Annotated in this window: 19 protein-coding genes; 11 read left to right on the forward strand and 8 right to left on the reverse strand. The window is 54.1% G+C overall.

Features of this window, described 5'->3' with window-relative positions:
* Positions 1–339: 339 nt before the first annotated feature.
* A complete protein-coding gene (locus tag WCT94_RS03290) occupies positions 340–804 on the reverse strand; it encodes a YhcH/YjgK/YiaL family protein (protein WP_012773086.1) in 465 nt (154 codons plus the stop codon).
* Between the two features lie 521 nt (positions 805–1,325).
* Between WCT94_RS03290 and pyrB the strand changes: the two genes are divergently transcribed.
* From pyrB to nrdG, 5 genes are all read left to right on the forward strand, one after another.
* On the forward strand, positions 1,326–2,261 hold the full coding sequence (gene pyrB / locus WCT94_RS03295; RefSeq protein WP_336868083.1) for an aspartate carbamoyltransferase: 936 nt from the start codon (positions 1,326–1,328) through the stop codon (positions 2,259–2,261).
* Between the two features lie 15 nt (positions 2,262–2,276).
* Positions 2,277–2,741: an aspartate carbamoyltransferase regulatory subunit gene (pyrI, locus tag WCT94_RS03300; protein ID WP_180743160.1), complete on the forward strand. Its 465-nt coding sequence runs from the start codon at positions 2,277–2,279 to the stop codon at positions 2,739–2,741.
* A gap of 98 nt (positions 2,742–2,839) precedes the next feature.
* Positions 2,840–3,226, forward strand: a complete 387-nt coding sequence (gene ridA / locus WCT94_RS03305) for a 2-iminobutanoate/2-iminopropanoate deaminase (RefSeq protein ID WP_012773081.1) — start codon at positions 2,840–2,842, stop codon at positions 3,224–3,226.
* Positions 3,227–3,626: 400 nt separating this feature from the next.
* Entirely contained in the window at positions 3,627–5,765 is a 2,139-nt protein-coding gene (nrdD, locus tag WCT94_RS03310) for an anaerobic ribonucleoside-triphosphate reductase (protein ID WP_336867943.1), read from the forward strand.
* A gap of 81 nt (positions 5,766–5,846) precedes the next feature.
* On the forward strand, positions 5,847–6,311 hold the full coding sequence (gene nrdG, locus WCT94_RS03315; protein ID WP_336867944.1) for an anaerobic ribonucleoside-triphosphate reductase-activating protein: 465 nt from the start codon (positions 5,847–5,849) through the stop codon (positions 6,309–6,311).
* Positions 6,312–6,321: 10 nt separating this feature from the next.
* Here the strand turns inward: nrdG and WCT94_RS03320 are convergent, their stop codons facing one another.
* From WCT94_RS03320 to WCT94_RS03330, 3 genes are all read right to left on the reverse strand, one after another.
* Positions 6,322–6,975 (reverse strand): hypothetical protein, encoded by a 654-nt coding sequence (locus WCT94_RS03320; RefSeq protein WP_336868084.1) that lies wholly within the window; start codon positions 6,973–6,975, stop codon positions 6,322–6,324.
* A 104-nt stretch (positions 6,976–7,079) separates the two neighbouring features.
* Entirely contained in the window at positions 7,080–7,547 is a 468-nt protein-coding gene (locus WCT94_RS03325) for a YhbP family protein (protein ID WP_336867945.1), read from the reverse strand.
* Positions 7,548–7,556: 9 nt separating this feature from the next.
* Positions 7,557–8,003 carry a winged helix-turn-helix transcriptional regulator gene (locus tag WCT94_RS03330; protein ID WP_336867947.1) on the reverse strand — a complete coding sequence of 149 codons (447 nt, stop codon included), beginning with the start codon at positions 8,001–8,003 and terminating at the stop codon, positions 7,557–7,559.
* 291 nt (positions 8,004–8,294) lie between these two features.
* Between WCT94_RS03330 and WCT94_RS03335 the strand changes: the two genes are divergently transcribed.
* Positions 8,295–9,647: a pyridoxal phosphate-dependent decarboxylase family protein gene (locus WCT94_RS03335; RefSeq protein ID WP_336867949.1), complete on the forward strand. Its 1,353-nt coding sequence runs from the start codon at positions 8,295–8,297 to the stop codon at positions 9,645–9,647.
* 82 nt (positions 9,648–9,729) lie between these two features.
* Here the strand turns inward: WCT94_RS03335 and WCT94_RS03340 are convergent, their stop codons facing one another.
* Together WCT94_RS03340 and WCT94_RS03345 are read right to left on the reverse strand one after the other, a co-directional pair.
* The gene (locus WCT94_RS03340) at positions 9,730–10,188 is read right to left on the reverse strand and encodes a hypothetical protein (RefSeq protein WP_012773069.1); all 459 of its coding nucleotides are present in this window, start codon (positions 10,186–10,188) and stop codon (positions 9,730–9,732) included.
* A gap of 181 nt (positions 10,189–10,369) precedes the next feature.
* A complete protein-coding gene (locus WCT94_RS03345) occupies positions 10,370–10,921 on the reverse strand; it encodes a bactofilin family protein (protein WP_336867950.1) in 552 nt (183 codons plus the stop codon).
* A gap of 470 nt (positions 10,922–11,391) precedes the next feature.
* Between WCT94_RS03345 and WCT94_RS03350 the strand changes: the two genes are divergently transcribed.
* The 5 genes from WCT94_RS03350 (at position 11,392) to WCT94_RS03370 (ending at position 17,958) form a co-directional block, all read left to right on the forward strand.
* Positions 11,392–12,315 carry an aminoimidazole riboside kinase gene (locus WCT94_RS03350; protein WP_336867952.1) on the forward strand — a complete coding sequence of 308 codons (924 nt, stop codon included), beginning with the start codon at positions 11,392–11,394 and terminating at the stop codon, positions 12,313–12,315.
* Positions 12,316–12,513: 198 nt separating this feature from the next.
* Positions 12,514–14,049, forward strand: a complete 1,536-nt coding sequence (locus tag WCT94_RS03355; protein WP_336867954.1) for a carbohydrate porin — start codon at positions 12,514–12,516, stop codon at positions 14,047–14,049.
* A gap of 79 nt (positions 14,050–14,128) precedes the next feature.
* Positions 14,129–15,499 carry a sucrose-specific PTS transporter subunit IIBC gene (locus WCT94_RS03360; protein ID WP_336867956.1) on the forward strand — a complete coding sequence of 457 codons (1,371 nt, stop codon included), beginning with the start codon at positions 14,129–14,131 and terminating at the stop codon, positions 15,497–15,499.
* Positions 15,499–16,908 carry a glycoside hydrolase family 32 protein gene (locus WCT94_RS03365; RefSeq protein WP_336867958.1) on the forward strand — a complete coding sequence of 470 codons (1,410 nt, stop codon included), beginning with the start codon at positions 15,499–15,501 and terminating at the stop codon, positions 16,906–16,908. The genes WCT94_RS03360 and WCT94_RS03365 overlap by 1 nt, the downstream gene beginning before the upstream one ends.
* A 30-nt stretch (positions 16,909–16,938) precedes the next feature.
* Positions 16,939–17,958: a substrate-binding domain-containing protein gene (locus tag WCT94_RS03370; protein ID WP_336867960.1), complete on the forward strand. Its 1,020-nt coding sequence runs from the start codon at positions 16,939–16,941 to the stop codon at positions 17,956–17,958.
* 111 nt (positions 17,959–18,069) lie between these two features.
* Here the strand turns inward: WCT94_RS03370 and exbD are convergent, their stop codons facing one another.
* Positions 18,070–18,495, reverse strand: a complete 426-nt coding sequence (exbD, locus tag WCT94_RS03375; RefSeq protein WP_010280259.1) for a TonB system transport protein ExbD — start codon at positions 18,493–18,495, stop codon at positions 18,070–18,072.
* 3 nt (positions 18,496–18,498) lie between these two features.
* Positions 18,499–19,497, reverse strand: coding sequence for a tol-pal system-associated acyl-CoA thioesterase (gene exbB / locus WCT94_RS03380; RefSeq protein WP_336867961.1), 999 nt, complete (start codon positions 19,495–19,497; stop codon positions 18,499–18,501).
* Between the last annotated feature and the right edge of the window lie 420 nt (positions 19,498–19,917).

Consider the following 19,917-nt stretch of genomic DNA (forward strand, 5'->3'; position numbering starts at 1 on the left):
ACATAAAATATGCCGTACCTGATATGCACCTGTTTATCAAAACTAAAATAGAATAAAAAGTCTGTGACAGGCCAACACCAGGGAAAATATCCTACATAATTTAAATTAATAACATACCTATAATCAAAATATCGTGAAGTTTTCTAGCAAGAAAATGATTTTCTGAATAATGCCAGTCAGTTAAGCAACTGACTGGCTATTTTTTCCAGGCCTTGCCGTATTTACGTGGTTTTTCCTTTACTGCTCTACCGCAGGGGAAGACCACCGGAAGACATCTGAGGAATTATTGCCATTATTTTCTTCCATTTTATGGCTAAACGTTCCTTGTTCACAAAAACCCTACACCAGCGACGCGTCGATTTTCACTACCGCTTTGCGTACGTGCGCCGGTTCACCAACGGCACACAGCGGTTTGTGTACTTCACCTGGGAAGAAGACGACAAAATCCCCTTCCTGCATCACAAACTGTTTTTCCTGTTCACCCGATGGCAGGAAGGCAATATCTTTATCCGCCAGCCAATCGGTATCGGGCTTGCCCGCAGGCAGGTTACTGAACGTCATCCCTTCCACGCCGGACAGCACAATCTGAATGTCCAGATATTTGGCGTGATACTCGGCGCGGCGTTTTTCCAGCAGATCGGTGCTGTCGTTGGAGATCAGCACAAACACGCTGTTGCCCTCGATATCATGCTTGCCCAGCGGGGTATCCGCCGTAATATTTTTCTTCACGTATTCAATTGCTTCACGCAGTTTGGCAGGCAGATAAGGAACCAGTTCAAGGTGGTGGACATTGCCAGTAATCATAAAAACCTCGTTGATAGAAAAATGAAACTCTGTTTTATAATCCTTATACTCTCCAAATGTGACACCCGCCAGCGCGTTAATACGAAAAAGTGAACTGCCCATCACTCTTCTCAATCCCCCCTCTTCCACCTGCGGGCATTATGCATACCGCACCCTATCCGCAACCGATTGCGATGCGTAAAAAACCACGTTTTCTGCTTGAAATAGCCTAGTCGGCGCGTATAATTCCCGACAGTTTGCTGGGAGGGGTCATGCACCGTTACACCAAAAAATCCGCTGCTTATGTTGGTTCTCAACCACAACTGCCATCCGGCAGCCAGCCAGCGTTTTCCTTTCCGTTGCTCAATTATTCCATTAAGAAAGCCCCTCAATGAGGGGCTTTTTTTTGTGCCCTATCGTCCACGACGGCAGCCTTTGCAGGTCGTCACGTTGTGGCATCAAAAAGCGCATCAGGCATTTTTGCCGACAGCTCGGGCAGCCAGATACGACATTTCCTGTTTACTCGTGAGGAGAAAGACACCATGGTCAATCCGCTCTATCAAAAGCATATTATTTCGATTAACGACCTCAGTCGGGAAGATTTGGAACTGACGCTGCGCGTCGCCGCCAGTCTGAAAGCCAAGCCTCAGCCTGAGCTGTTAAAACATAAAGTGATTGCCAGCTGTTTCTTCGAGGCCTCAACCCGGACGCGTTTATCCTTTGAAACCGCGATGCATCGTCTCGGTGCCTCCGTCGTCGGCTTCGCCGACAGCAACAACACCTCGCTGGGGAAAAAGGGCGAAACGCTGGCCGACACCATTTCCGTCATCAGCCAATATGTTGATGCCATCGTAATGCGTCACCCGCAGGAAGGCGCGTCCCGCCTTGCGACCGAGTTTTCCGGCGGCATTCCGGTACTGAACGCCGGCGACGGTGCGAACCAGCATCCGACACAAACGCTGCTCGATTTATTCACCATTCAGGAAACGCAGGGGCGCCTGAACAACATCAACATCGCGATGGTCGGTGATCTGAAATATGGCCGCACCGTGCATTCACTCACGCAGGCGCTGGCGAAGTTTGAAGGCAACCGCTTCTATTTCATCGCTCCAGACGCGCTGGCGATGCCGGACTACATTCTGAGCATGCTGAAAGAGAAGAATATTGCTTACAGCCTGCACAACAGCATCGACGACGTCGTCGGTGAGCTGGATATTCTGTACATGACGCGCGTGCAGAAAGAGCGTCTGGATCCGTCCGAGTACATCAACATCAAATCCCAGTTTGTCCTGCGCGCGGCTGACCTGCACAGCGCCCGCCCGAATTTGAAAGTGCTGCACCCGCTGCCGCGCGTCGATGAGATCACCATTGATGTGGATGCCACGCCCTACGCTTATTATTTCCAACAGGCGGGCAACGGCATTTACGCCCGTCAGGCGCTGCTGGCGCTGGTCCTGAATCGCGAACTGGTTCTGTAAGAGGAAGAAACCATCATGACACACGATAATAAATTACAGGTTGAAGCGATCAAACGTGGCACGGTGATCGACCACATTCCCGCACAGGTGGGTTTTAAACTGCTGACGCTGTTTAAACTGACTGCGACAGACCAGCGCATCACCATCGGCCTGAATTTGCCGTCCAACCACCTTGGGCGCAAAGATCTGATCAAGATCGAAAATATCTTCCTGACTGAAGAGCAAGCGAATCAGCTGGCGATCTACGCACCGCAGGCAACCGTTAATCAGATTGATGACTATGACGTGGTGCGCAAACTGGTGCCAACGCTGCCAGATCACATTACCGGCGTGCTCACTTGCCCTAACAGCAACTGCATCAGCCGCAGCGAACCCGTCTCATCGTCATTCAGCGTTAAACAGCGCGATGGCGACGTTCACCTGAAGTGTAAGTACTGCGAGAAAGAGTTTGAGCGTCAGGCCGTGCTGCAAGATCGCTAGTTTTCTGCTTTGCCCCGCGATGAACATTGCCTGCGGCGGGGCTTTTTTGAATAATGGCTGCGTCCGCGTTCCTTTTACGCCCCTATCAAGGAGATACCATGTCACGTACTATCAGCACTGAGCACGCCCCTGCCGCCATCGGCCCTTATGTTCAGGGCGTCGACCTCGGCAGCATGATCATCACGTCCGGCCAAATTCCAGTGAACCCGAAAAGCGGTCTGGTGGCAGATAACATTACTGCTCAAACGCGTCAGTCGCTGGAAAACGTACAGGCAATTGTGGAAGCTGCTGGCCTGAAAGTTTCCGATATCGTGAAAACGACGGTATTTGTGAAAGACCTGCACGACTTCACCCTGGTGAATACCGCGTATGAAGCCTTCTTCAACGAGCACGATGCCCCGTTCCCGGCTCGCTCTTGCGTTGAAGTTGCCCGCCTGCCAAAAGACGTGAAGATCGAAATCGAAGCGATCGCCGTTCGTCGCTAATTGTCGGCATGACTCTCCCCCAAAAGCGCACGATAACCCGTGCGCTTTTTTCTGTTCTTTCTTTCACCACCACAACATTGTCGCTATTCCCAACCCCTTTTAAGGTCAAAAAACAGGCAAAAATCTGCCAGCCCGCATGTAGCAAGCCTTCCCGCTCCCACCGCCTTTTTTGACTGTTTTTTGCACAGGTTCAAATTCCCTCCGACATGAAGATTTCTTTGCTCTATATCAATTTTGGGGCGATAAAAGCGTAAACACCCCTACGCAATTTCAATATATAGTGCCTATCCTATAAACACGACCCATATGTAGTGCTTATCCACAATATCATCCACAGCCCTCTGTAACCCTTGTCAGTTACGGTTTTCGCCTGTGGATAACATTGATAGAGGAAAAAAACGTGAAACCAGTAGTGATTAAACGGGACGGTTGCCAGGTGCCTTTTGATGAAGTGCGTATCAAAGAGGCGGTCGAACGCGCGGCACATGCAGCCGGTGTCAATGATGCAGACTACTGCGCAACTGTGGCCTGTGCGGTCGCTCAACAAATGCAGGATAAATCGCGCGTGGATATCCGCGATATTCAGAACGCGGTCGAAAACCTGCTGATGTCCGGCAATTACAAGCAGCTGGCACGTACCTACATCGAATACCGCCACGACAGAGACATCGCGCGTGAACGCCACGGTCGGCTGAATCAGGAAATTCGCGGTCTGGTCGAGCAGAGCAACATGGCGCTGCTGAACGAGAACGCCAACAAAGACAGTAAAGTCATTCCCACCCAGCGCGATCTGCTGGCGGGTATCGTCGCCAAGCATTACGCCAAGCAGTACATTCTGCCGCGTGATGTGGTGCTGGCGCACGAGCGCGGCGAGATTCACTATCACGACCTCGACTATTCGCCCTTCTTCCCGATGTTTAACTGCATGCTGATCGACCTGAATGGCATGCTGACCAACGGCTTCAAAATGGGTAATGCGGAGATTGAGCCACCGAAGTCGATCTCAACCGCGACCGCCGTCACCGCGCAGATTATCGCGCAGGTCGCCAGCCACATTTATGGCGGCACCACGATCAACCGCATCGATGAAATTCTGGCGCCGTTTGTCACCGCCAGCCATGCGAAACATAAAGCCGTAGCGGAAGAGTGGCAGATTCCAGATGCGGAAAACTACGCCCTGACCCGCACAGAAAAAGAGTGCTACGACGCCTTTCAGTCACTGGAATACGAAGTTAACACGCTGCACACCGCTAACGGCCAGACGCCGTTCGTCACCTTTGGTTTCGGGCTCGGTGTCAGTTGGGAATCGCGTCTGATTCAGGAATCTATCCTACGCAACCGCATTGCCGGGCTGGGTAAAAACCACAAAACGGCGGTTTTCCCGAAACTGGTCTTTGCGATTCGCGATGGTCTGAACCACAAAGCGGGCGATCCGAATTACGATGTCAAACAGCTTGCGCTGGAGTGCGCCAGCAAGCGCATGTACCCGGATATCCTGAACTACGATCAGGTCGTGAACGTCACTGGTTCGTTCAAAACGCCAATGGGCTGCCGCAGCTTCCTCGGCGTTTATGAAGAAAACGGCCAACAGATTCACGACGGCCGCAACAACTTAGGCGTCATCAGCCTGAACCTGCCGCGCATCGCGCTGGAGGCCGAAGGCAATGAAGGCCGCTTCTGGACACTGCTCGACCAGCGTCTGGCGCTGGCGAAGAAAGCACTGATGACGCGTATTGCGCGGCTGGAAAACGTGAAAGCCCGCGTTGCACCCATCCTGTATATGGAAGGCGCTTGCGGCGTACGCTTAAAAGCGGACGACAGCATCGCGGACATCTTCAAGAACGGACGCGCCTCCATTTCGCTGGGCTATATCGGCCTGCATGAAACGATTAATGCCCTCTTCGGTGGCCAAACGCACGTGTTTGATGACGAGGCGCTACGTGCCAAAGCCGTGGCCATCATCGCTCGTCTGAAAGAGGCGACCGAACAGTGGAAAGACGAAACGGGTTATGGTTTCAGCCTGTACAGCACGCCGAGTGAAAACCTGTGTGACCGCTTCTGCCGTCTGGATACCGCCGAGTTTGGCGTTGTGCAAGGGGTGACGGACAAAGGGTATTACACCAACAGCTTCCACCTCGATGTGGAGAAGAAGGTAAACCCTTACCAGAAAATCGACTTCGAGCTGCCCTATCCGCCGCTGGCTAACGGGGGGTTCATTTGCTACGGCGAATACCCGAACCTGCAACACAACCTCAAAGCGCTGGAAGACGTGTGGGATTACAGCTATAGCCGAGTGCCTTACTACGGCACCAACACACCGATCGATGAATGTTATGAGTGTGGCTTCACCGGTGAATTCGAGTGCACCAGCAAAGGTTTCACCTGCCCGAAATGCGGCAACCATGATTCGGCACGCGTTTCCGTCACGCGCCGCGTGTGCGGCTATCTCGGCAGTCCGGATGCACGTCCATTCAACGCCGGTAAACAGGAAGAAGTTAAGCGCCGGATTAAACATCTGGGCAACGGTCAACTGGGGTAATCCCTTTCGGGCCGCCGCGATGCGGCCCACCTTTCGCGGCACCGTCAACACGCGCCCGCTTCATAACATGGGCTCTACAGTATGAATTACCACCAGTATTATCCCGTTGATGTCGTCAACGGCCCCGGCACCCGCTGCACGCTGTTTGTCGCTGGCTGCGTGCATGAATGCGTGGGGTGCTACAACAAAAGCACCTGGCGACTGAATTCCGGCCAGCCGTTTACGCAGGAACAGGAAGATCGGATCATCGCCGATCTTCAGGATACGGTGATCCCACGACAGGGAATTTCGTTGTCTGGCGGCGATCCGCTTCATCCACAGAATGTGCCTGACATCCTGAAGCTGGTCGAACGAATACGCACGGAGTGCCCAGGCAAAGATATCTGGGTGTGGACAGGCTACGTGCTGGCAGAACTGACGCCGGAGCAACTGCGGGTGGTCGATCTCATCAACGTCTTAGTCGATGGAAAATTTGTGCAAGATCTGAAAGATCCCGCACTGATTTGGCGCGGCAGCAGTAATCAGGTTGTCCACCGCCTGCGCTGATTGAGAGCGGCTACTGAAGCGGTTGCTGCTTGCCTAATGACAGTAATTGGTCGGATTCCAGCACGGTAACGCGCGCTTTTGGTTCCGGCGAGAACGCCTGATTCAGCAATGCCTGTGCAACCGTTTTTCCCTCAATGGCCCGCCACTTTGCCGGGAACAGGCGGAACAACGGCGCGGCCAGGCTTTCTAGCGGACGACTGTCTTCCCTTTCCCCCAGCAGCATCGACGGCTGCGCCAATGTCAGATGTTGCCAGCCCTGCTGCCGCAGCGATCTTTCCGCTTCTCCCTTCACCCGCGAGTAGAAGAAAGGCGATGTCGCATTGGCGCTCAGCGCGCTAACCACCAACAGGTGCGTCGCGCCCAGTGCCAGCGCCACTTTTGATCCTTCCACCACCAGCGTGTAATCCACATAGCGGAACGCCTGCTTACTGCCTGCCGTCTTAAGTGTCGATCCCAGACAGCAAAATGCAATGTCGACAGGGTCAGTCAATTGCGCCAGCGCGGCAGACAGATCGGGATCGTGCGGATTGACCACTTTCTCCGAAGGCGCCAGCGGCTTACGGGTCGGCGCATAGATCGTCTCTACCCGATTGTTGGCTTTCAACAACTGTAACAACTCGTGCCCCACTAACCCCGTTGCACCTAATAGCAATACCCGGCTCATCGGTTTTCCCCCTTGATCTGCGTCTTTCACTTTCCCATCTTTTGACGTTTCTGTTGTTATGTATGGAAAATGTTATGTATGGCAAATGTTATTTATGACAGACGTTATCTCTGCTGAACCTGTTCATCTCGCTGCCAGTAGCGTTTCTTACCAAAGCCCAGCGCATTGTCCGTCATCTTGATTTCTGTCAGATCGAGCCGCCAGATCGGCGCTTGCGATGCCCGGGCAATCGGAAAACGCGTGTTATACCGCGCTCTGGCCTGCTGGGCTTCATCCCCCTCTAACAGCACCGCCTGCCCCCGAAACTGCACGCCCTTAATCAGCATAACGCTCTTCGGCTGGCCGCTGACCGTACCCGCCACCTGCGGTAACCTCACCATCATTTCACCATGGCGCGTCTGCCGCTCCGTCATCAGATAGAAGGCTATCTGTTGATCGTCATAAGTATAGAAGCAACTCGCACACCATAATTCCGAATTTTCACCCACGCATAACGTCAGTACGTGCAGCTTCTTCAGATAGCGGGAGATTGCTTCAAGATCGCTGCCTGTTTCTCTCAGTTTTTTCTGCATGATGGCACCTCAATCCACTTTCTGAACGAATGTATCCTGCCCGACGACTCGCTGGCCTTGCGCAGAATACGGCAGCATGGCTTGCAGAGGCTGGCCAGTGTGTTTATCCAATAGCAGGGAGTGGGCTTCTCCCTCCGCGAAAAGTTGCTGTTCCCCCCACTGGCGTAGCGCCACGACGAGCGGGAATAGCTGTTCACCTTTTGGCGTCAGGACATACTCCTGATAGGCTGAGCTGTCGGAAACAGGCTGAACGGACAAAATTCCTTCATCAACTAACGTGCGCAGACGGTCGGTAAGAATATTTTTAGCGACGCCCAAACTGCGCTGAAAATCGCTGAAACGGCGGCGATTATCGAAAGCATCGCGGATAATCAGCAGCGCCCAGCGATCGCCAACCACATCCAGCGCGCGGGCGACGGGACACACATCCTCTTTCAGACTTCTGCGCTTCACCATGACGATTTCTTCCCCTTTTTCCTGTTCAGCTTGCCTTATCTACAGGCTGAAAAGCTGATCGTGCGTTTTTGGTTGCAGAATAAAACCAGAGTATTTATGCTTCAACTGGTTTTATTTTGAAACCAATAATGAGTAGTGAAAGCTAATATTATGAAAAGCAGCCCTATTCATACCACGTCATCCGTCACTGAATGCGATCTTTACCGCACGCTTTACGGCACCGCGTCATCTGTGCAGTCAGCATTCACGCTATCGTGATAGCAAAACAACGATTATTGATAAGGAAACAGCATGAGCGAACTGACTTTACTGGCGGATGCCGATGAGCGCGGCCGACGTTATCTGGCTGAGACTGCACAGCGTCGGGTTTTCCCCGATGCAGAGGCCCTCGCGGCGCTGACACGTTTTGATGAGGTGCTGCCGCAACAAGGTTACTCACCCGAAAGCACGCTGGCGCTGCTGGATGAGGTCGGTTCACCCGCGACCACTGCTTCCAATGGCCCAAACTATTTCGGCTTTGTTATCGGGGCTTCATTACCGGTTGCCGCCGCCTCTGAGCGATTGATGATCGCCTGGGATCAGTGCGCCTCCACCTTTGATAATTCGCCGGTCTCCGCCACGTTGGAACGCCTCGCCAGCCGTTGGGTGCTCGATGCCTTGAGCTTACCCAAAAACAGCGCCGTGGGTTTCGGCACCAGCGCCACCGCCTGCACGCTTTCCTGTCTGGCCGCTGCGCGCCGCGCTCTGCTGGCAAGACAGGGCTGGGACTTTGACAATGATGGGCTGATTGGCGCGCCTGAAATTAAGGTCGTGATTTCGGAACTCACGCACATCACCGTGAAGAAAGCGCTACGCGTACTCGGCTTTGGGCTACGTCATTTACTTATCGCGCCTGTAAATACGTTTGGGCAGATCGATGCCTCGCAACTTCCTCCGCTGGACGACCGCACGATTCTTTGTTTGCAGGCAGGCGAGGTCAACACGGGCGAGTTCGATGATTTTGCGCAGCTCATTCCCATCGCCAGAGCGGCAGGGGCCTGGGTTCACGTTGACGGTGCCTTCGGGCTGTGGGCCAGAGCCTCGTCCCACGCGGCGCTCACGGGAGGTATCGAACTGGCCGACAGCTGGACGACGGACGCACACAAATGGCTGAACACCCCCTACGACTGTGCGATGGCGATTTGCCGCGATGCGGACGCGCTGGCCGAAGCGATGAACGCAGATGCGGTTTACTCCAGTGCGGCGCGAGATGCCCAGAAAAACCTGACGCTCGAGTTTTCCCGTCGTCCGCGCGGTATTCCGGTGTGGGCGGCACTGCGCACGCTGGGGCGCGACGGCGTGGCAGAGATGGTCGAACGGCACTGCCGACAAGCGAGACTCATCGCCGACGGCCTGCGCCATGCAGGATTTGAGATACTGAATCGGGTTGTGCTCAATCAGGTTCTGCTGCGGGGGGAAACCGACAGCCAAACGATAGCAATACGGGAAGCATTGCAGGCCTCGGGCAAAGCATGGTTTGGCGGCACCGTCTGGCAAGGGCGTCCTGCATTGCGCATTAGCGTGTCGTCGTGGCGCACGCAGGACGACAACGTGCAGGCACTGATCGTACTGCTGACGGAAATCAAAGCTCAAACCCCACGCTGAGCTAAGCAAGGTGCAAAACGACTATCCCCGCAAGCGCGGGGATAGAGAGAAACATGCTCACGCTACGGCGCACCAACCTGTGCTAGACATAAACGCTGATGCTGGAGACCTGTCCCTGAAAGCGGTTCAGCGCCTCGGCCGCACGTTGCAGGCTTTCGGTATTTTGCACTTCGCTGCGGGAGGATGCCCCCGCGACACCTTGCTGAATGGTGTCGAAGACATTAATCGGCTGGAACACGTTGGAAGGCGGCACACTGCCGACATTTTCGCGCGGCGACGAGATAAAACCCAGTAGCGCGGAACCCTCTTCACGCCCCAACCGCCCACTGCTGACAAGGCCTTCTACCGTTTCATACAGCTCGGCGGGGCTAATGCGGGTGAAATCATACCGCGTCGTCTGACCAACAGGAACAGCACCGCTGCCCGCCTGATAAGACTGAAGCTGTTCGGACAGCGCCGCTTTCTCTGCATGCTCTGTCGAGCGCTTCGCCATCACCTGCTGGCTGGCAAAAACGGACGACTCTGCGGCTTCAACTTTCATAGCACCTCCTTACGGTAACGTATGGAAGACAAAAATCATTGGCGTAGTAGCTCACCGTCACGGTGAGTGCAAAATGGCGTGCTTTAATACTGACACGCAATCCCCCATCACGCCAGCCAGAAGCCGGATTTACCCCGCTGGCGCGGGGAGTACTCAGGCATTCAGATATTAAGAACGAGCCTCACGCCGTTGGCGCATTACTCGCTAGCGCGACGACGTTCTCTTGCTCTGCGGGGGCTTTAGCGGGTTTCTCTTTTTTCTTTTCCACGTAGTTCAGTTTTTCCTGGCTCTGCGCTGGCGGGGTCAGCGGGTGGGACTGGCCAGTGAAGATGCCGCCTTTTTCGATGGAGAGTTCATCAGTGAAAATATCGCCGAATACTTTTCCCTGCGCCAGAATGGCGATGACGCTCGCGGCGATGCGTCCTTCAACGCGGCCGTTGATGATGATCTGCTGCGATTTCATTTCACCGTTTACCTGACCGGTGTGCTCCACTTTAATCGTGTTATCGCACTGCACGTCACCTTCTACCCGGCCTTCCACGGTGATGTTGCCATCCACGGTCAGAGAGCCCGTCATGCGTGCGCCCTGAGAAATGAAGGTGTCTTTTTTCACGCGCACAGGGTTCACTGAATTAATCAACTCGTTCGATGGGCTGATAGCGGGGGAGCTGTTTATTTCACTGCGCTCTTGCGGTTCTTTTGCGTCTTTTTTGTTTTTATCAAATGAAAACATCGTGTTATTCCTTTTAACAGTATAGAAAAATGCGATTGCAACACTCGCGGCTAGTACGGCAGCCACTCCCTGACCGTAATATCGAAGGGGGAATTCGCTATAAATATCAATAAGCCAGGCGGCGACCAACAAAGCCCATAGCGCCCATATTCCCCAAAGCAGGTTGTAATTACGCACCGGGGTAGCCCCGGAAAGAGGTGGGGTAATGCATATCCTTCTCCATTCGTCCTTTTTGCAGCTTGAATCCCAGATTAATTCAGCCACGCTCCATAACTATCGGATGACAGCCCCTTTTATTTAGTCCGACGACCGTGGCAACGTGATGACTATCGCATAAATTTTCACCAACGCGATGGGGAAAAGTGCGTTTTATTGATGTGGGTGCGTCTCTACAATGAAGGGTATTGCTTAGCTAAACCGATTCTTCTATTTTAGCAAACAGTCTAATTCTCGTTGATAAGAGTAACGTTATGGCAAATAGAATTTGGGTCATGGGCGACGCGGTTGTCGATCTCATCCCGGAAGATGCGGAACGCTATCTGAAATGCCCCGGTGGAGCACCGGCGAATGTCGCCGTTGGCATTGCCAGACTGGGCGGAAACAGCGCGTTTATTGGTCGCGTCGGTGACGATGTCTTTGGCCATTTTCTCAAAACAGTGTTGGAACAGGAAAACGTCGATACCCATCACATGGCGCACGACAGGTTCCACCGAACCTCAACCGTGGTCGTGAGCCTTGATGAAACAGGGGAACGTGCCTTCACATTTATGGTACGCCCGAGTGCCGACCTGTTTTTACAGCCGGAAGACCTACCGATGTTCAACCGGGGAGAATGGCTGCACCTCTGCTCTATCGCCCTCTCACAGGAACCTTCGCGCCGCACCGCCTTTGAGGCGATGCGGCAGGTGAAAGCCGCGCTGGGTCGGGTCAGCTTCGACCCGAACATCCGTGACGATCTCTGGCAAAGCGAGCAGGAACTGCGCGACTGCCTGACACAGGCGCTGATGCTGGCCGACGTGGTGAAGCTATCGCGTGAAGAACTGGCATTTCTGTGTTCAACACCGGACGTTGAAACAGGGATTCTGCAGTTCATGCAGCGCTACCCCACACAACTCTTGCTAGTGACGCTAGGCAGCGAAGGCGTCTGGCTGCACGATCGCCATCAGCTACAGCACTTTGCCGCGCCGTCGGTGACCCCCGTCGATACTACGGGTGCGGGGGATGCCTTCGTCGCCGGTTTACTGCATGGCCTGGCGCAGTATGACGACCTGCCACAGCCGCGTAGCTGGGACCCGATTATCGCGCAGGCGCAGCGGTGTGGCGCGCTTGCCACCACAGCAAAAGGCGCAATGACCGCACTCCCCTACGCTCAGCAATTGCGCGCACTCCCTTAGCCCAGCCCTAATCCCTCCGTTTAATACGGTTACCGCCCGGTTTTGTAGTCAGGATCACAGTTACAGAATCGGGCGAGTGAAATTTCTTGCTAACCCTCCTGCTGGCTTTTATTTTTCCCATGAAAAACCGGTTTAGCAATTTAGCTAAACAAGAGAAATCCAAAAACAATAAATCTCCTTCACGACGAGAACGAAAAAATGAAACCAAGCCACCTTGCTGTGACGATAGGATTATTACTCTCCTCCCCGCTTTATGTTTCTGCTGCCAACACCGATAGTATTGAAGCTCGCCTGAACGCCATGGAGCAACGCCTGCAACAGGCGGAAGCCCGTGCTCAGGCAGCCGAGGCCAGAGCCGACGCCGCGGAAAAGCAAACCCAACAGCTCGCCACTCGCACGACGCAAACCGAACAGAAAACCCAGCAGGTGGAGCAGCGCACGACGGCGCTGGCTAAGCAAAAATCATTCGCCGATGGATTTGAATTCCACGGCTACGCGCGTTCCGGCCTGTCGATCAATGATTCCGCCACCAGTTCCAAAACCGATATCGGGCCGGGCATGTCCCCTGCCGGCCAGACTGGCGGACATATTGGTCGTTTAGGCAATGAAGACGACACCTACGTCGAAATTAAACTGGAGCACAAACAGAAGCTGGATAACGGCGCGACCACTCGCTTCAAGGTGATGATGGCGGATGGCCAGCGCAGCTATAACGACTGGACGGCGGCCACCAGCGACCTGAACATCCGTGAAGCCTTCGTCGAGCTGGGTTCACTGCCAACCTTCACTGGCGCCTTTAAGGACACCACGCTGTGGGCGGGTAAACGCTTCGATCGCGATAACTTTGACATCCACTGGCTGGACAGCGACGTCGTCTTCCTCGCGGGCACCGGCGGCGGGATCTATGACGTGAAATGGGCGGATAGCGCCAAAAGTAACTTCTCACTGTATGGCCGCAGCCTCGGCGAAATTACCTCGCTGGATAACGACATCAAAAACTACGTCTTTACCGCCAACAACTACGTTGGGCCATTCCAGTTCATGCTGAGCGGATTAACCGCCAAGAACAACGATGTAAAAGCAAACCCCGGTACAAGCCGTGATAACACCGTCGTCACCAATACCAATGCGGGCGACAAAGGCTATCACGCCATGGTGGCTTACCACGGCGACAGCTTCTACGGCTTACGCGACGGGACATCGAAAACCGCGATCCTCTACGGTCACGGACTGGGCGGCGAAGTGAAGAACATCGGTGCCGACGGCAACCTGACCAACGACGCCAACACCTGGCGATTTGCGACTTACGGTACCACCGCGCTGAACAAGACCTGGAGTTTTGCTCCATCCATTCTGGCGCAAACCAGTAAAGACCGTTACGTCAACGGCGATAGCTACGAATGGGTGACGTTTAATGCGCGCCTGATTCAGGAAATCACCGAAAACTTTGCACTGGCCTATGAAGGCAGCTATCAATACATGGACCTCGATCCACGCGGCTATCGCAGCCTGAATCAGGTGAGCGGCGGCTTCTACAAATTGACCTTCGCACCGACGTTCAAGGTTGGCGATATCGGTAACTTCTTTAGCCGCCCTGAACTGCGCGTGTTTGCCAGCTACATGGACTGGGATAAACGACTGGATAATTACTCCAGTCAAGATACGTTTGGCTCCACCGGCTTTAAAGCAGGCGGCGAATGGAACTTCGGTATCCAGATGGAAACCTGGTTCTAACCCTTGCCCGGCCTTGGCGTCGATTACGTGCTAATCGACGCCAAAGACACTGCATATCCGATTGAAAAAGAGGAATAACATGGATATCAACAAAACCGCCGCCGCGCTTATCCCCCTTCTCGGCGGAAAAGAGAATATCGCCAGCGCGGCTCACTGCGCGACTCGTCTGCGTCTGGTACTGAATGACGACAATTTGGCAGACAAGAAAGCCATCGAAAACGTTGACGGCGTGAAAGGCTGCTTCCAGAACGCCGGACAAATGCAGATTATTTTCGGTACGGGACTGGTTAACAAGGTGTATGCAGAGTTCATCAAAGCGGCAGACATCAGTGAATCGAGCAAATCCGAAGCGGCCTCCATCGCCGCGAAAAAGCTGAACCCGCTGCAACGTCTGGCGCGCCTGCTATCAAACATCTTCGTCCCTATCATGCCGGCGATTATCGCGTCCGGTCTATTGATGGGGCTGCTCGGCATGATCAAGACCTACGGCTGGGTCGATTCCAGCAGCGCAATCTTCGTGATGCTGGATATGTTCAGCTCCGCTGCATTTATCATTTTGCCTATCCTGATCGGTTTTACTGCCGCACGGGAATTCGGCGGTAACCCCTATTTGGGCGCAACGCTGGGCGGCATTCTGACTCACCCGGCGCTGACCAACGCCTGGGGCGTCGCGGGCGGCTTCCAAACCATGCATTTTTTCGGCATGGACATCGCCATGATCGGCTATCAGGGCACCGTGTTTCCGGTCCTGCTGGCCGTCTGGTTCATGAGCATCGTGGAAAAGCGCCTGCGTAAAATCGTGCCTGATGCGCTGGATATCATCGTCACGCCTTTCCTGACGGTCATCATTTCCGGCTTCGTCGCCATGTTGATCATCGGTCCGGCTGGGCGCGCACTGGGCGACGGTATTTCTTTCTTACTCAGCACGTTGATTACTCACGCGGGCTGGCTGGCCGGATTGCTGTTCGGCGGCCTCTATTCCGCCATCGTCATCACCGGCGTTCATCACAGCTTCCATGCCATTGAAGCCGGACTGCTGGGCAACCCTAATATCGGCGTCAACTTCTTGTTGCCAATTTGGGCGATGGCAAACGTGGCACAGGGCGGCGCGTGTCTGGCGGTCTACTTCAAAACGCGTGATGCCAAAACCCGAGCGATTGCCGTTCCCGCAGGGCTGTCTTGCCTGCTGGGCATCACTGAAGCCGCGATATTTGGTATCAACCTGCGCTTCATTAAACCGTTCCTGGCCGCACTGGCTGGCGGTGCGCTCGGTGGCGCGTGGGTCGTCTTCAATCACGTCAATATGACGGCCGTTGGGCTGACCGGTTTTCCAGGTCTGGCCATTGTGCAAGGAGGATCGATGCTTAACTACCTGATTGGGATGCTCATTGCGTTCGGTGCCGCCTTTACCCTGTCCTTATTGCTGAAATATAAAACGGATAGCGAATAATGAAGGAAGTCCACTTACTAAAGCGCATGGCGCACGCCCTGATGTCAGGCCACTCACGGAAACAGGAAGACCCATATCGCCCGGAATGGCATCTGTCCCCGTGCGTAGGTCTGCTCAACGATCCGAACGGATTTATTCATCACAAGGGGCGTTACCATCTGTTTTATCAGTGGAATCCTTTGTCTTGCGCCCACGGAGCGAAATTCTGGGGGCACTGGAGCTCTATCGATCTGGTGAACTGGACACATGAACCTGTCGCACTGGTGCCGAGCGAAAGCTATGAAAGCCACGGCTGCTACTCCGGTTCTGCCGTGGTGGATCAGGGAGCAATCATGCTGATGTATACGGGTAACGTGAAATACGACGACGGCTCGCGTACCGCGTTTCAGTGCCTCGCCCGTGAGAATCCTAACGGTGAATATGACAAGCTGGGAGCGGTTCTGACGCTCCCTGACGGCTACACCGGACACGTTCGCGATCCCAAAGTGTGGCCTCATGACGACCATTGGTACATGGTGCTCGGCGCACAGGATCTCGACTTACAGGGGAAAGTGCTGCTCTACCGTTCTGACGATCTGCTGGCATGGGAAAAGATCGGCGAGATCGCCGGTTCCCGTCTGGGCGGGCTCGGGGATTTTGGCTACATGTGGGAATGCCCGGACCTGTTTCCGTTGGATGGAAAAGACGTACTGATTTGCTGTCCGCAAGGCGTTCCCGCCGAAGAAGAACGCTACCTGAATACCTTTCAGGCGGGCTATTTCATCGGCTCACTCAATTACGACAATGGTGATTACCCGCATCAGGAGTTCCACGAACTGGATCTCGGCTTTGAGTTTTACGCTCCGCAAACCACGCTGAGTGAAGACGGACGACGCCTGCTGTTCGGCTGGATGTCGATTCCCGATGAGAATGAATTCTTTGAACCGACGATCGAGTACGGCTGGATCCATACCATGACCTGCCCGCGCGAACTCACGCTGCATGGCGATCGCGTTTATCAACGCCCTGCACGTGAACTGCAACAGCTGCGCAGGCAGCATTACACCTGGCATGGTGCCGCAGACTACGCCTCTCCGCTTCATGCCAGCAGCGCGGAAATCCTCGTCACCGTTCAGGGGGAATTCCAGTTCAGCCTCGCCTCCCAGTTGGTTCTCTGTTGGGATGGGGAACGCGTCACGCTGAGCCGACGCAACCGCCGCACTGGCGAACCCGAACATCGCTACTGGCGCGGTGAGCTGAGCCAATTGCAGATACTGTGCGATCGCTCCAGCGTTGAAATTTTTATCAACGACGGCGAGGCTGTGATGTCTGCACGCTATTTCCCGGAAAGTGACGCGATCATGACGTTCAGCGGCTCCGGACGATTAACGCTACAGCACTGGCTGTTAGCGCCATGCGTGATAGAATAACTTCCCTTTTTTCTGATAGCAGACCTCGCGGTGAAACCGACTAAACGCATAACAATCAGTGACATCGCCGCGCTGGCCGGTGTATCAAAATCCACCGCCAGTCTGGTACTTAACGGACGCAGCAAAGAGTTTCGCGTTTCTGATGAAACCCGCGATCGCATTTTAGCCGTCGCGCATGAGCAGCGTTATCAGCCCAGTATTCACGCCCGTTCGCTGCGTTCCTCACGCAGCAACACGCTGGGGTTGGTGGTGCCGGAAATGACCAACTACGGGTTTGCCGTCATTTCCCGCGAGCTGGAAATGCTGTGTCGTGAAGCAGGGCTACAGTTGCTGATTGCCTGCACCGACGAAAACGCCAGTCAGGAGATGATGGCAGTCAATAGTCTGGTGCAGCGTCAGGTCGATGGTCTGATTGTCGCCTCCAGCTTGTTGAGCGATACCGAGTATCAGAAAATTAATCAGCAGTTGCCCGTCATACAATTTGACCGGGTGATTGGCGATTCCACACTACCGATGGTGATTTCCGAAGCGGTAGAATCCACGGCGGAAATGGTCGAACGTATCGCCCGCCAACATCATGATGAGTTCTATTTCCTTGGCGGCCAGCCGCGCATTTCTCCGACTCGCCACCGTCTGGAGGGCTTCCAGCTCGGGCTGACACGCGCAGGCATCGACTGCAAGCCGGAATGGATTATTCATGGCAGCTATCACCCCAGCGCGGGTTATGAAATGTTTGCCCAACTGTGTGCAACGCTGGGTCGTCCGCCAAAAGCGCTGTTTGTCGCCGCCTGTGGCCTAATGGAAGGCGTGCTGCGTTATATGAACCAGCATAACCTGATGGAAAGCGGCATCCGACTGTGCTGCTTTGACGATCACTATCTGTTTGATTGTTTACCGCTGAAGATCGACACCGTGGCGCAGGATTGTGAAAACCTGGCGCGCAGCAGCTTTGAGATGGTGACCAGCCTGATTGCACAACAGCCGCTTGAAGAAGATCGGCGCTATATCCCGACACGGATTCACTGGCGTCACCCTGACTCGCGGGCGTAGGCTAACGTCCAAAGCCCCGCCATCATCCAGACATCAATCTACAGACGTAAAAAAAGGAACGCGGTTTGGACATTCATCCCGCATTCCTTCTTAACACACAACCCTCAGCCGTTATTTAGCGGCTGCGGTTTCCGCACCGACCAGACCAACCTTGAGGTAGCCCGCTTTACGCAGTGAATCCATCACGCTCATGATGGTTTCATAATCGACGCTTTTATCCGCCTGAAAGAAGATCGTCGTTTCTTTGTTAGCGCTGGTTTTTGCGTCCAGCACCTGCGCCAGCGACTGCTCGCTAACCACCTCTTCCCCCAGGAACATTTGCTTATCCGCTTTTACCGTCAGATAAAGCGGTTTTTCTGGTCGTGGCTGCGGCGCTGCTGATGACGCGGGCAGATCGACACGAATGTCCACCGTTGCCAGCGGGGCCGCCACCATGAAGATAATCAGCAGAACCAGCATGACGTCAATGAACGGCGTGACGTTAATGTCATGCATTTCACCGTCATCACTCACGTCCTCCTTCAAATGCATTGCCATGGCTTAACCCACCCGCAGTTTATGCGCGGCTGAAGACGCCCGGTTATCGTTGCTGGCAGCCACGTCGAGATCGCGACTTTGCAACAGCAGCACTTGTGCAGCCACATCGCCGACCATCGCTTTGTAGCCGGCAATCGAACGAGCAAAGACGTTATAGATAACCACCGCAGGAATCGCGGCAACCAGGCCAATCGCCGTCGCCAGCAGAGCTTCTGCAATCCCCGGTGCAACCACTGCCAGGTTGGTGGTTTGCGTCTGTGCGATCCCAATGAAGCTGTTCATGATGCCCCATACCGTACCAAACAGCCCCACGAACGGCGCGACCGCACCAACCGTGGCCAGATAGCCGTTACCACGTCCCATATGACGACCGGTAGCCGCCACGCGACGTTCCAGACGAAATGCGGTACGTTCTTTAATCCCATTGTTGTCATCAGAACGTGCGGAAAGTTCCAGTTCGTTCTGCGCATCCACCAGCAGCTGCTGTGCGACGCTGCCAGCTTTGAACGTGTCGGCCGTTTCCAGCGCATCGTCCAGCGTTCTCGCCTGTTCCAACGCCAGATATTCGCGGCGCAGACGGCGTTTCGCACCAGACATCTCAACGCTTTTACTGAAGAAGATCGCCCAGGTAATCACGGAAGCCAGCAGCAAGCCGATCATCACCGTTTTCACCACGGCATCAGCGTGCTGGTACATACCCCAGACGGACAAATCGGTTTTCATCAGGTTATTCGTGCCCGGTGCCGCACTGGCAGGCAACGCGAGGGCTGACGTCGGCGCCAGTGCATCAGTCACCACAGGAGCAGAGGGGGACGCCGCAGCAGGTGCGGTATTCTCTGTCGATAACGGTGCCGTTGCGGGAGCCGCAAACGCATTTCCACTTAGTCCCGCCGTACACAGCAGGATAACCAGCACGCTACGGGAAAATGCGCTGAACGCGCCACGTTTTTTTTGCCAGGCCGATAACACCTGTTGAGTTGTATTACTGACAGCCGTCTTCACGCTGTGCCTCCACCATTCGTTCTGTACAATCATCTGTTCTGTACAATATCCGCACACACCCGCAGGTATAATGCCGCAATAACGCAGCCTGAAATGATACCAAACCCTGAACGAATTGATAGTCGTTCTCATTATTATTTACACAAGATAATGCACTTTTCTTGCGTTCTAACAGGGTTTTTGGGGGTATTGCCCGCATATCGGCAGAAAAAGCATAAAAACGAGAAGGAAGAAGCGCATTACGGAATATCTCAGCCGGGATCCCCCTAAAACACGGCGTGATATCCCAGCTTTTATAATCGAATTTTTATTATCGGCTTTTTGTGATCAACATTAAGTTATCACACCATTTCACAATGACTGACGATAAGTTTACTGAAATAAACAGACACATAAGAAGAGAATAAGATAAATAAAAAC

Source organism: Pectobacterium sp. 1950-15 (assembly GCF_037136835.1).
Taxonomy (GTDB): domain Bacteria; phylum Pseudomonadota; class Gammaproteobacteria; order Enterobacterales; family Enterobacteriaceae; genus Pectobacterium.